Here is a 12,598-nt window from a genome sequence, read left to right on the forward strand (position 1 = left end):
CGGACTAGCGGGGAGCCATACGGATGGCGCCATCCAGGCGGATGACCTCACCGTTGAGCATCGGGTTTTCCACGATATGCACGGCCAGCGCGCCGTACTCGTCCGGGTCACCCAGTCGCGCCGGGTGCGGCACCTGCTGACCGAGGGACTTCTGCGCCTCCTCGGGCAACGAACCGAGCAGCGGGGTCTTGAACAGGCCCGGCGCGATGGTGCAGACGCGGATCAGGCTGCGCGACAGGTCACGCGCGACCGGCAGGGTCAGGCCGACGACGCCGCCCTTGGACGCCGAGTAGGCGGCCTGGCCGATCTGCCCGTCGAACGCGGCGACCGAGGCAGTGTTGATGATGACGCCACGCTCCTCACCCGCCAGCGGCTCGGTCTTGGCGATCCGCTCGGCGGCCAGCCGCAGCACGTTGAAGGTGCCGATCAGGTTGACCTCGACGACCTTGCGGAAACCGTCCAGCGGGAACGGGCCTTCCTTGCCGAGGGTCTTGATGGCGTTACCGATGCCGGCGCAGTTGACGTTGATGCGCACCGGGCCCAGCGACTCGGCGACGTCGAGAGCCTTGGCGACCGACTCCTCGTCGGTGACGTTGGCGGCGACGAACTTGGCGCGCTCACCCAGTTCGGCGACGGCCTCCTCACCCTTGAGGTCGATGACGACGACCGACGCTCCCGCGTCGAGCAGTCGCTTGGTGGTGGCCAGGCCGAGCCCGGAGGCCCCACCGGTGACGATCGCTACCGAATCCTTGATTTCCACGAGTAGTGCTCCTTTGTTGAAGGGGTTTAGGTCCAGTCCTTGAGGATGGTGTCGTTGTCGGAGCCGACCACCACCGGAGCGGTCGGCACATCGGGCTGGGTGCGCGAAAACCGCGGCGCCGGCATCGGCTGCAGGCCGTTCGGGGTCTCGTAGAAGGTGGAGCGGGCGGTGACATGCGGTTCATCGAGCACCTCACCGAAGGCCAGCACCGGTGTCGCGCAGGCATCGGTGCCGTCGAACACCGCCGTCCACTCGTCGCGGCTCTTGGTCTTGAACACCGCCGTGAACGTGGCGCGCAGTTCCTCCCACCGGGCGGTGTCGTTCTGGTCGGGCAGCGTGGCCGGGTCCAGATTCAGACCAGCCAGCAGCTGGGCGTAGAACTGCGGTTCGATCGCGCCGACCGCGAAGTACTTGCCGTCGGCCGTCTCGTAGGTGTCGTAGTACGGCGCACCGGTGTCGAGCATGTTGGTACCGCGTTCGTCGGTCCAGAGACCCTGGGCACGGAAACCCCACATCATCTGGATCAGCACGCTGGACCCGTCGATCATCGCCGCGTCGACCACCTGGCCCCTGCCCGAGGTCTGCCGCTCCCACAGCGCCGACAGGATGCCCAGCAGCAGGAACATCGACCCGCCGCCGAAGTCGCCGGCCAGATTCAGCGGCGGCACCGGCTTGTCACCCTTGCGCCCGACCGCGTGCAGCACGCCGTTGAGCGAGATGTAGTTGATGTCGTGGCCAGCCTGCAACGCGCGCGGGCCGTCCTGGCCCCAGCCGGTCATCCGGGCGTAGATCAACTTCTCGTTGACCTCGGCGCAGTCCTCGGGTCCCAGCCCCAGCCGTTCGGTCACCCCCGGCCGGAATCCCTCGATGAACACATCGGCTTTGGCCACCAGGTCGAGGATGAACTTGCGGCCCTCCTCGGATTTCAGATCGGCGGTGACGCTGCGTCGGTTGCGCACGGTGGAGTCCTTGGACGCCACGGGTTTGGCCGTCGGGCGGTCCACCCGCACGACGTCCGCACCCAGATCGCCCAGAATCATCGACGCGTGCGGAGCCGGGCCGAGACCGGCCAACTCGACAACTCGCAAACCGTGCAGTGGTCCCGCCATGCCTACCGTCCTTCGTCGTTGAGTACTGAGTAGTTGACCGCCGACATAGCTTACTTGTATAACCAAGTCGACCGGCCGCGGGCAACTCCGTCCGCCATACCTGAGGGCGTACCCATGACGTATAGCAGCACCGATCAGCTGACCGTTGACCTTGCCGATGGCGTGCTGTCAGTGACCCTCAACCGCCCGGAGACGCTGAACTCGCTGTCGGAGGGCATGCTCACCGGTATCGCCGAGGCTCTCGAGGAGGCCGCCAAGGATGCGGAAGTCCGCGTCGTGAAACTGGCCGGCGCGGGCCGCGGCTTCAGTTCCGGCGCCGGGATCAGCGCCGAGGACTTGTCGGCCAAATCCGCCAACGGCCCCGAGGTGGTGCTCGACGCCGCCAACCGCGCGGTGCGGGCCATCGTCGCGCTGCCCAAGCCGGTCGTCTCGGTGGTGCAGGGCCCGGCCGCCGGTGTCGGGGTGTCGCTGGCCATCGCCGCCGATGTCGTCATCGCCTCGGAGAAGGCGTTTTTCATGTTGGCGTTCACCAAGATCGGGCTCATGCCCGACGGCGGCGCCTCGGCCCTGATCGCCGCCGCGGTCGGCCGGATCCGCGCGCAGCGCATGGCCCTGCTGGCCGAGCGGATCACCGCCACCGAGGCCTACGACTGGGGTCTGGTCACCTCGGTGCACGCGCCCGAGGATATGGACGGCGCCGTGGCCAAGGTGATCACCACCCTGTCCGGTGGACCGGCCGTCGCGCTGCGCAAGACCAAGCAGGCCATCAACGATGCCACCCTGACCGAACTTGAGGCGGCGCTGGAGCGCGAACGCAAGGGGCAGCGGATCCTGCTGGCCTCCAAGGACTTCGCCGAGGGCACCAAGGCCTTCCAGGAAGGCCGACAGGCCACCTTCGCCGACTCGTAAAACCGTTGGACTGAACGCCGCCGATCGGCGACCATCGATTGCGTGAGTATGCAATTGGAGGGTGCCGGCTGGCGGGTACTCGCACCCTTCAAGGTGCGTGACTACCGCCTGCTGATCGCCGCCGTCGCGTGCTCGATCTTCGCCACCGGCATGTGGACGGTGGTGATGGCCCTGCAGGTCATCGCCCTCAGCAACGATCCGGCGGCGCTGTCGCTGGTCGCCACCTGCCTGGCCGCCGGCCTGGTCACCTTCGTACTGGTCGGCGGTATCGCCGCCGACCGGTTCCCGCAGCGCCGCATCATCATCCTGGTCGAGTCGGTCAACACCGTCGCGGTGACCGCTGTCGCGGTGCTCGGTGTCCTCGATGCGCTGCGGTTGTGGCATATGGCTGTCGCGTCGGCGGCCCTCGGTATCGCCGCGGCGTTCTTCTTTCCCGCCTACAGTGCCATCCTGCCCCGCCTGCTTCCGCCGGAACAACTGTTGGCGGCCAACGGGATCGAGGGTGTCATGCGCCCGACGCTGCAGCAGGCCGTCGGTCCCGCCGTGGCCGGCCTGCTGATCGGAGCCACCTTCCCCACCGTCGGCGCCGTCCTGTGCGCTGCGCTCTACGGTGTCGGACTCGCCCTGCTGATCGCCACCCGGCCGGTGGCACCTCCGGTCACCGAATCCCACGAAAAGACGCACGTGCTGGCGGATCTGCGCGACGGGTTCCTGTTCATGGCGCGCACCCCCTGGCTGCTGGCCACCCTGCTGTTCGCCAGCGGATTCGTCATGCTCATCATGGGACCGATCGAGGTCCTGTTGCCGTTCATCACCAACGCCCGCTTCGACCACGGCGAACTGATCTTCGGATTCGTGCTGGCCGCGTTCGGCCTCGGCAGCGCGGTCGGCGCGTTGGCGGTCTCCTCACTGCGGCTGCCGCGGCGCTATCTGACGGTGATGATGGTGTGCTGGACCGTGGGCAATCTGCCGCTCATCGCGATCGGCTACACCACCTCGTTCCTGATCATGGCCGTCGCGTCGTTTGTCGTCGGCATGACCAGCGGCGCCGCGATGGTCATCTGGGACACGCTGCTGCAACGGCGGGTACCGCCGGAGATGCTCGGCCGGGTATCCAGTCTGGACTTCTTCGTGTCCCTGGTGTTCATGCCGATATCGATGGCGGTGGTGGGGCCGTTGTCGAAGGTGATCTCCATCGAGACCATCTACCTGGCCGCCGGATTGGGCCCCGTCCTGCTCGGCGCGGCGGCCTACCTGCTGGCGCGGATGGACCGCGACGAGATCGCGCACCCGCTCGACACGTCGTGATTTCGGCGCGTTTTCGTACGGCGACCGTATGCAAGCGCGCCGAAATCCCCAGGGATCACACCCCGAATATCGGAGGCAGCGCCAGCACCATCACCAGTCCCCAGCAGAAGTGGGTCAGCACCGGCGCCAACACCCCTCCGGTCATCCGGCGCTCGATCGCGCAGACGCTGCCGAGCAGCACCGCGGCGAACCCCAGCATCGGGTTACCCGAAGCCAGAGTGGAGATGACGTAGATGGCCGTCGAGACGACCACCGGGTAGTAGGTGCCCAACGCGGTGTAGAGCGCGCCGCGGAAGAACAACTCCTCGGCGACACCGTTGACCACGGTGATGAACACCACCAGCCACAACGCGCCCTGGTTGGCGAAAACCAAGACGTCGGTGATGTATTCACGTATCCCCGGGATCTCGCGGGCCACCAGACCGCCCACGACGAAGGCCGCACCGACCGCCGCCCCGACCGCGATTCCGAGCAGCGCCGGGTTGTGGTCGCGTCCCCGGAACGGCACGCTGCCCACCCGCAGGGGGCCGGAGGTGAAGGCACCCCCGACCCACACCGCGGCCATCACAAGGGTCAGGATGTAGAAGGCTGGCTCCCCCGGCTCACGGGTGAGGGAAAAGCCGAGCAGCACAGCGCCGATAACCAGCACCACGGCAACCGTCACACGTCGGCGCAGCACCACCTTCGGTGTTTCCTCGACACCTTCAGCGCGGGTGCGAAACAGCTGCAGGTTCATGGCGTGAGCGCCACCAATGTGTCCAGCCCGGTGCGCAGGGTCGCGGTCACCGGGCCCGGCAGGGGTGCGAGCACACCGAGCGCGGGCCGGGCGATCCGCGGCGTCAACTGTCGGATGCGCGCGGTATCACCACCGGCCCAATCGGGATCGGTATCGGCAAGATGGTGCGGGTCGGCCAGATCGTTGACCGGGCGGCGCCGGTGCCTGCCCAGCGCGCGGCGGATCGATTCGTCGACACCGAGCAGCCCGCCGGGCGGGTCGGCCACCAGGTCACGCAGGCCGGCACCACTGGCGATCATCGGATAGTCAAGGGAGGCAGTTAGATCCGCGGTCAGACCACCCGGCACGGGCAGCGCCAGCGACGAAACCTTGGAGGCCAGTCCGGTCGGGACCGGTCCGACCGGCACCTCCACCTGCCAATTACCGGACAGCCGTGCGTAACTGGCCAGCAGTTTCCGGTAGGTGGTGGTTTCCGGACCGCAGATGTCATAGGCGCCGGCCGGCACCCAGTCCGGGTCACCAGCGACGACAAGGTAATAGAGCACATCGCGGATCGAGATCGGGTCGATCGGGTTGCTCATCCAACTGGGGATCGGCAGTACCGGGAATCGATCGCTCACGTACCGCAGGATCTCGAAGGATGTCGATCCAGCACCGAAGATCAGGGCCGCACCGAGCCACACCACCTCGGCACCACCGGTGACCGTCAGCGCTTCGGCGACCTCGGCGCGCCCGGCGAGGTGCTCGGACAGGTCGTCACCGCCCGGGACGAAACCGCCCAGGTAGACGATGCGTCGCACCCCGCCATCCTTGGCTGTTTCGGCGACATTGGCCGCGGCCCGGTTGTCGGCCTCCCGGAAACCGGGGTCGCCGATACCGTGCACCAGATAGTAGACCGCGTCGATCTGCCCTGCGGTGGCGAAAGCCTGTGCCGTCGATGCCTTTTCGCGGGCATCCAGCGGCACCACCGAGACGTCGTCGAACCAGCCGTAGGCGGCCAACCGTTCCGGGTTCCGGCTGGTGACCACCACGTCGTGGCCCGCGTTCAGCAGTTCGGAGACCAGCCGGGACCCGATGTAGCCGGACGCACCGGTCATCAAGATCCGCATACGCCCCAACGTACCCACGAGGTGGCGAAGTTATGCCGGTTAGCGACGCAACTCTCTCAGGCCCCCTGATACACCTTGCGATAGCTCGACGGTGACATCCCCACCCCGCGTCGCAGATGGTGCCGCAGATTGCCGCCGGTACCCAGTCCGGCGCGGCGTGCGACCTCGTCGATCGGCAGATCGTGCGATTCGAGCAGTTCCCGGGCATGGTCGAGGCGCCGGTTGCGGATCCAACTCGCCGGTGCCTCACCGGTTTCCGCGCGGAAACGGCGGTTGAAGGTGCGCGGGCTCATGTGTGCGTGCCGGGCCAGCGCCACGACCGTCAGTTCCTCGTTCAGGTGATCGAGTACCCATTGCCGGGTGGCCGCAGTGGACGCCTCGTCGGCGACCGGGACGTGGCGGTCGATGAACTGCGCCTGCCCGCCCTCCCGCCACGGTGGCACCACGCAGTAGCGAGCGACATCATTGGCCACCTGCACGCCGTGGTCGGAGCGGATGATGTGCAGGCACAGGTCGATCCCGGCAGCCAACCCCGCCGAGGTGAGCACCTCGCCGTCGTCGACGAACAACACGTTCTCGTCGACGCGGACCGTCGGGTAGAGATCGCGCAGCGCGTCGGCAAACCGCCAGTGGGTGGTCGCGGGCCGTCCGTCGAGCAACCCGGCCGCGGCCAGTACGAAGGCACCGGTGCAGATCGACACCAGGCGGGTACCGGGCCTGATCGCCGCGAACGCCGCCTGCACCTCGGGTTCCAGCACACCGTCCACCCGCGCCGGCGTATACCGGGTGCCGGGGATGACGACGGTGTCGGCGGCGGTCAGCGCCTCGGGACCCGCGGTCGGCAGCAGCGCGAAACCGTTGGTGGCCTGCACCGGGCCGGGGACAGCCGCACAGGTGGTGACCTCATACAAGGGCGCACCGTCGGGACCGACGGCGCTGCCGAACAGGGTCGGCGCGATGGTGGCGTCGAACCCCACCACCGGCGGCAACAGCAGCACGGCGACCTGATGCATGCCACCAGTTTGGCATGTTTTTGATGACTGATGTCATTTATGCCACTGGTTTGGGGGCGGTTCGGCCCGTCAGAGTCGACGCATGACAGTTCTGCGCGCGCCCGGCCGGGTGCACTGGGCCTGGGTGGTGGCCGGCGTCAGCTTCGTCGCGCTGCTGGCCTCTGCCGCCTTCCGCTCCGTGCCCGGCGTGTTCATGGTTCCGCTGCACGAGGAGTTCGGCTGGAGCCACGGCACGATCGGGCTCGCCATGTCGGTCAACATGACGCTGTTCGGCGTCACCGCCCCGTTCGCGGCCGCGCTGATGGACCGGTTCGGGGTGCGACCGGTGCTGTCGGCCGCCCTCACCCTCATCGCGGCCGGTTCCGCGCTGAGCATCACGATGACCGCGGGCTGGCAGTTGGTGCTGCTGTGGGGTGTGCTGGTCGGCATCGGCACCGGCGCCATCTCGATGGGGTTCGTCGCGACGGTGGCCACTCGGTGGTTCGACGAGAAGCGCGGACTGGTGACCGGGGTGCTGACGGCGGCCAGCGCGACCGGGCAGCTGATCTTCCTGCCGGTGGTGGCCCAGGTGACCACCACGCACGGCTGGCGGTGGGCATCGGTGATCGTGGCCGTGGCCGCACTGGCGGTGGTGCCGCTGGTCGCGCTGTTCATGCGCAACCGGCCGCAGGACATCGGCCTGACCGCCTACGGGGCCACCACCGAAGAACCCGCCGTGCTACCAACCGGCACCTTCAGCGCCGCCTTCGAGGGGCTGCGGATCGGGCTGCGATCGCGGGCGTTCTGGCTGTTGGCGGCCAGCTTCGCGATCTGCGGGATGACCACCAACGGACTGATCGGCACCCATTTCATCCCGGCCGCCCACGATCACGGCATGCCGACCACCCTGGCGGCCGGGCTGCTGGCCACCATCGGCGTGCTCGACGTCGTCGGCACCATCTTCTCCGGGTGGCTGACCGACCGGGTCGACCCACGGATCCTGCTGTGCATCTACTACGCCGGCCGGGGTCTGTCGCTGATGCTGCTGCCCTCGCTGCTCTCCCCGCATGCCGAACCCAGTACCTGGGTGTTCGTCATCTTCTATGGGCTGGACTGGGTGGCGACCGTGCCGCCGACAATCGTGTTGTGCCGCGATTTCTTCGGCACCCGCGCGCCGATCGTGTTCGGGTGGGTGTTCGCGGCGCATCAGCTGGGTGCCGCGCTCGCAGCGGCCGGCGCCGGCTGGATCCGCGACCTGCAGGGTGGGTACGACCTGGCGTTTTACCTGGCGGCAGGGTTGTGTTTCGTTGCCACCCTGCTGTGCGCCGGAGTGCGCCGCCCGTCACAGTGATGTCTGCGCATTTGGCCTGACCGGCGGTGCCGCATACGATTCAACCGGCGCTGCGGGGACGCCGAGGCTCGTCAACATAAGTTAGCTGACGGTGAGCAACGCTGGAGATTGCAGAGTTTCAGCTGATGCGCGCCGACATCCCAGGGAATCAGACACCCTGTCTTGAGCGGAGGAAAAACACGTGCACGCTCGCACCGGCAAACTCTTCGGCGTCGCGGTCGCATCGGCGGCCATCGTCTTCGCGGGGACCGCAGTCACGGCCCAGGCCGAGGAACCGACCACCCCGAACATGGTGATCCCCGAACCCAAGGGACCGCAGTGCGACCCGGTCAAGGACGGACCGACCTCGCTGGCCGTGCTGTCCAAGGCCCAGTCCTCCACCGCGCTGGCGAGCATCCCGGAGATCTCGACGTTCAGCCAGTTGGTGTCCGGACAGCTGAACCCAGCCGTGAACGTCGCCGCTGTGCTCGACAACGGTCCCTACATCGTGTTCGCGCCGTCGAACGAGGCCTTCGCCAAGCTGACCCCAGAGCAGCTCGAGACGCTGAAGACCGATCCGGTCGCCGCCACCGCCGCCGTGTACTACCACATGGCGCTCGGCATCCTGGGCCCCAAGGACATCGAGGGCATCATCTACACCCAGCAGGGCAAGCCCGTCGTCGTCAAGGGTGGCGAGAGCGACCTGACGGTCAACGATCAGGCCAAGGTGACCTGCGGCGGGGTCGGTGCCGATCACATGCGCGTGTACATCATCGACACCGTGCTGGACCCGGCGACCGCTCCCGCGAGCATCACGCCGACCGGCACGTCGGCCACCGAGACCACCACCACGTCCACCTCGGCCCCGGAGACCACCACCTCGGCTGCCGAGACGCCCGCGCCGGAGTCCGGTGCCGCCGAGACCCCGGTGACCGTGACGGTCACCGAGACCTCGACCGGCTAGGTCTTCACCCGCTGGACACAGAAACGGCGCCCACCTCCCCCGAGGATGGGCGCCGTTCTTGTCGGGCTTACTGGCCACGTCGGCGGTGCCGACTACAGGCCTAAGTCGCGGCCGATGATCTCCTTCATGATCTCGGTGGTGCCACCGTAGATCGTCTGGATGCGCACATCGACGTAGTCCTTGGCGACACGGTATTCGTTCATGTAGCCGTAGCCGCCGTGCAACTGCAGGCAGGCGTCGATGACCTTCTTGCCGAGCTCGGTGCACCACCACTTGGCCTTGGCCGCCTCGACGGCGGTCAGTTCCCCGTCGACGACGGCGCGCAGGCACCGGTCCACATACTGCTCGGCGATATCCAGCTCGGTCTCCAGCTCGGCCATCACGAAGCGGCTGTGCTGGAAGCTTCCGATCGGCTGTCCGAAGGCCTTGCGGTCCTTGACGTACTGCAGGGTCTCGTCGAATGTGGCCCGCGCCCCGGCGACACCGGCGATGGCGATCGAAAGCCGTTCGGAGGGGAGGTTCTTCATCAGGTGGTAGAAGCCATGACCCTCGGTACCGAGCAGGTTGGTCGACGGCACCCGCACATTCTCGAAGTTGAGCTCGGAGGTGTCGGCGGCATGCTGGCCCATCTTGTCGAGCTTGCGTCCGCGGGTGAAACCCTCCATATCGCGCTCCACCACCAGCAGCGAGAAACCCTTGTGGCCGGCCTCCGGATCGGTGCGGGCCACCACGATCACCAGGTCGGAGTTGATACCGGCCGAGATGAAGGTCTTGGAGCCGTTGATGATCCAGTCGTCGCCGTCGCGGACCGCGGTGGTGCGGAGACCCGCGAGGTCGCTTCCGGCGCCGGGCTCAGTCATCGCGATCGCGCCGATCAGCTCGCCACTGGTGTAGCCGGGCAGCCAGCGTTCCTTCTGCTCATCGGTGGACAGCGACCGGAAATACGGCCCGACGATATCGTTCTGCAGGCCCAGAAAGGGAGCGGCCTGGCCGAACCTGGCGATCTCCTCGGCGATGACGGCGTTGAACCGGAAGTCGTCAACCCCTCCGCCGCCGTACTCCTCGGGCATGTTGAACCCGATCAGCCCGTAATTGCCCGCCGCCACATAGGCTTCGCGGTCGACGAGGCGGTTCGCTTCCCACTTCTCGACATTGGGCAGACATTCCTTCTCCAGGAACTGCCTTGCAGTCTCCCGGAACTGCTCGTGCTCAGACTCGAATACCAGTCGTTTCATGATTCTTTCGCTTACCTAGCCTTCCATACCGGCTCGCGCTTCTGCGCGAAGGCCAACGGTCCTTCTTGTGCATCCTCGGTCTTGAGCAGGGTCGCGAACTCGCCGAAGGTCTGCTTCCAGAACGGTTCGTCGGCGGCGACGATGCCGTCGATGGCGCCATAGGACACCCGTTTGCTGGCACTCACCGCCAGCGGTGCGTTCACCGTGATCCGTTCGGCCAGCGCCAGAGCCGCATCCAGCACCGTGCCGTCGGGCACGACCTGGTTGATCAGGCCCCACCTGAGTGCGTCGGCCGACGAGAGCGGTTCCCCGGTCAACACGAGTTGCAACGCCACCTTCTTCGGTAGTTGCTCGACGATGCGGAAAACCCCACCGGCACCGGCGATCAGACCCCGCTTCACCTCGGGCAGACCAAATTTGGCGCTTTCCTCGGCGACGATCAAGTCGCTGGCCAGAGCCAGCTCGGTACCACCACCCAGGGCGGTACCGTTGACCGCCGCGATGGTGGGCTTGTCGATGAAATGACGCGCATACCCGGCGAAGTTCCACTCCGGGTGATCGGGGTGGAAGACACTTTCCCCACGAGAAATCGCCTTGAGATCCGCACCGGCACAAAATGATTTGTCGCCCGCACCGGTGAGGATGACGGCCCGCACCTCCGGGTTGTCCTGGGCGGCGGCCATCGCGTCACCGACCGCAATGGACACTGCCGCGTTGACGGCGTTGCGGGCGTCTGGCCGGTTGATCGTGATGATCTGGACATTTCCGCGCTGCTCTACCAGCGCACCCGGCTCGGTCACAGCAACTCGAGGATGGTCGCGTTCGCCTGGCCGCCGCCCTCGCACATGGTCTGCAGACCGTACTGGATGTTGTTGTCCCGCATGTGATATAGCAGCGTGGTCAGGATGCGGGCGCCGGAGCCACCAAGCGGATGGCCCAGCGCGATGGCGCCCCCGTTCGGGTTCAGCTTGCTCTCGTCGGCACCGATATCCTTGAGCCAGGCCATCGGAACCGGGGCGAACGCCTCGTTGACCTCGAATACACCGATCTGGTCGACGCTCAGACCGGATTTGGCCAGCGCCTTCTGGGTGGCCGGGATCGGCGCGGTCAGCATGATGACCGGGTCGGCACCGGCGAGCACCGCGGTGTGCACCTTCGCAATGGGCTTGAGGCCCAGTTCTTTTGCCTTCTCGGCCGAGGTGATCAGCAGCGCAGCCGAACCGTCGGAGATCTGGCTGGAGTTACCGGCGTGGATCACGCCGTCCTCCTTGAAGGCGGGCTTGATACCGGCCATGGACTCGACCGTGCCGCCGCGGCGGATACCGCCGTCTTCGAGAACCGTGGCCTTGTTGCCGTCTGCGTCGGCGACATTGATTCCCACGATCTGGTCCTTGAACACGCCGGAATCCTGTGCAGCAGCTGCCTTTTCGTGCGAGTATAGGGAGAACTCGTCAAGTTCGGTACGCGACAGACCCCACTGCGAGGCGATCATCTCGGCGCCGATACCCTGGTTGGGCACCGTGTTGTCGTAGCGGGCCAGGAACTCCCCGGGGAACGGGTTCCCGCCGGTGGACACCGAGGCTCCCATCGGAACCCGCGACATGCTCTCGACCCCACCGGCCACGACGGCGTCGTAATGACCCGCGACGACACCGGCCACCGCGAAGTGCAGAGCCTGCTGGCTGGAGCCGCACTGGCGATCGATCGTGACACCGGTGACCGTCTCGGGCCAGCCCGCCGTCAGCGCGGCGGTGCGGGCGATATCCATGGTCTGTTCGCCGACCTGCCCGACACAGCCCCAGATGACATCGTCGACGAGCGCGGGATCGATCCCGGCGCGCTGCACCAGGCCGTTGAGCACCTGGGCGGACAGCTCGGACGGGTGCACACCGGACAGTGCTCCGTTGCGCTTGCCGACTGGTGAGCGAACTGCCTCGACGATGACCGCTTCAGCCATGAACTTCTCCTTCAAAGGTCGTTTGGGGCTATATATAGGTGAAGGTAGAGCAGAAGGTTTACTAGGTCAACCTACTGGTTGGTAGATGGTGGGCGAAACTCGCGTACCCGGGGTTCGCGCGGCACGGATAGCCCCGGGTACGCGGGTTTCGTCGACACAGATGCAGACCAGCGGTTTGCCAACATGGTT

12 protein-coding genes are annotated in these 12,598 nt (G+C 66.8%); 4 read left to right on the forward strand and 8 right to left on the reverse strand.

Features of this window, described 5'->3' with window-relative positions; all coding sequences use genetic code 11:
• Nucleotides 1-4: 4 nt before the first annotated feature.
• Nucleotides 5-760, reverse strand: coding sequence for a 3-hydroxyacyl-CoA dehydrogenase (locus ACLBYA_RS01505; protein ID WP_447707577.1), 756 nt, complete (start codon nucleotides 758-760; stop codon nucleotides 5-7).
• Between the two features lie 26 nt (nucleotides 761-786).
• Nucleotides 787-1,869 (reverse strand): CaiB/BaiF CoA transferase family protein, encoded by a 1,083-nt coding sequence (locus ACLBYA_RS01510; RefSeq protein WP_447707578.1) that lies wholly within the window; start codon nucleotides 1,867-1,869, stop codon nucleotides 787-789.
• 114 nt (nucleotides 1,870-1,983) lie between these two features.
• Here ACLBYA_RS01510 and ACLBYA_RS01515 point away from each other — a divergent pair, with 114 nt between their 5' ends.
• Nucleotides 1,984-2,778 (forward strand): enoyl-CoA hydratase, encoded by a 795-nt coding sequence (locus ACLBYA_RS01515; protein ID WP_447707579.1) that lies wholly within the window; start codon nucleotides 1,984-1,986, stop codon nucleotides 2,776-2,778.
• Nucleotides 2,779-2,826: 48 nt separating this feature from the next.
• A complete protein-coding gene (gene tet(V), locus ACLBYA_RS01520) occupies nucleotides 2,827-4,086 on the forward strand; it encodes a tetracycline efflux MFS transporter Tet(V) (RefSeq protein WP_447707775.1) in 1,260 nt (419 codons plus the stop codon).
• A 55-nt stretch (nucleotides 4,087-4,141) separates the two neighbouring features.
• On the opposite strand, the gene ACLBYA_RS01525 is transcribed toward tet(V), so the two are convergent.
• Genes ACLBYA_RS01525 through ACLBYA_RS01535 form a run of 3 tightly spaced genes read right to left on the reverse strand, consistent with a single transcriptional unit; the run spans nucleotide 4,142 to nucleotide 6,944 of the window.
• Nucleotides 4,142-4,822 carry a CPBP family intramembrane glutamic endopeptidase gene (locus ACLBYA_RS01525; RefSeq protein WP_447707580.1) on the reverse strand — a complete coding sequence of 227 codons (681 nt, stop codon included), beginning with the start codon at nucleotides 4,820-4,822 and terminating at the stop codon, nucleotides 4,142-4,144.
• Nucleotides 4,819-5,931 carry an NAD(P)H-binding protein gene (locus tag ACLBYA_RS01530; protein WP_447707581.1) on the reverse strand — a complete coding sequence of 371 codons (1,113 nt, stop codon included), beginning with the start codon at nucleotides 5,929-5,931 and terminating at the stop codon, nucleotides 4,819-4,821. Before ACLBYA_RS01530 ends, ACLBYA_RS01525 begins: the two co-directional genes overlap by 4 nt.
• Nucleotides 5,932-5,987: 56 nt before the next feature.
• The gene (locus ACLBYA_RS01535; RefSeq protein WP_447707582.1) at nucleotides 5,988-6,944 is read right to left on the reverse strand and encodes a GlxA family transcriptional regulator; all 957 of its coding nucleotides are present in this window, start codon (nucleotides 6,942-6,944) and stop codon (nucleotides 5,988-5,990) included.
• Between the two features lie 82 nt (nucleotides 6,945-7,026).
• Here ACLBYA_RS01535 and ACLBYA_RS01540 point away from each other — a divergent pair, with 82 nt between their 5' ends.
• Together ACLBYA_RS01540 and ACLBYA_RS01545 are read left to right on the forward strand one after the other, a co-directional pair.
• A complete protein-coding gene (locus ACLBYA_RS01540; protein ID WP_447707583.1) occupies nucleotides 7,027-8,274 on the forward strand; it encodes an MFS transporter in 1,248 nt (415 codons plus the stop codon).
• A gap of 181 nt (nucleotides 8,275-8,455) precedes the next feature.
• Nucleotides 8,456-9,217 (forward strand): fasciclin domain-containing protein, encoded by a 762-nt coding sequence (locus ACLBYA_RS01545; RefSeq protein WP_447707584.1) that lies wholly within the window; start codon nucleotides 8,456-8,458, stop codon nucleotides 9,215-9,217.
• A 92-nt stretch (nucleotides 9,218-9,309) separates the two neighbouring features.
• Here the strand turns inward: ACLBYA_RS01545 and ACLBYA_RS01550 are convergent, their stop codons facing one another.
• From ACLBYA_RS01550 to ACLBYA_RS01560, 3 genes are read right to left on the reverse strand one after another with little or no spacing between them, the layout of a single operon-like run.
• Nucleotides 9,310-10,452 carry an acyl-CoA dehydrogenase family protein gene (locus ACLBYA_RS01550; protein WP_447707585.1) on the reverse strand — a complete coding sequence of 381 codons (1,143 nt, stop codon included), beginning with the start codon at nucleotides 10,450-10,452 and terminating at the stop codon, nucleotides 9,310-9,312.
• Between the two features lie 11 nt (nucleotides 10,453-10,463).
• The gene (locus ACLBYA_RS01555) at nucleotides 10,464-11,252 is read right to left on the reverse strand and encodes an enoyl-CoA hydratase-related protein (protein ID WP_447707586.1); all 789 of its coding nucleotides are present in this window, start codon (nucleotides 11,250-11,252) and stop codon (nucleotides 10,464-10,466) included.
• Nucleotides 11,249-12,409 (reverse strand): thiolase family protein, encoded by a 1,161-nt coding sequence (locus tag ACLBYA_RS01560; protein ID WP_447707587.1) that lies wholly within the window; start codon nucleotides 12,407-12,409, stop codon nucleotides 11,249-11,251. Before ACLBYA_RS01560 ends, ACLBYA_RS01555 begins: the two co-directional genes overlap by 4 nt.
• Nucleotides 12,410-12,598: the final 189 nt, after the last annotated feature.

It is taken from the genome of Mycobacterium sp. C31M, assembly GCF_053345865.1.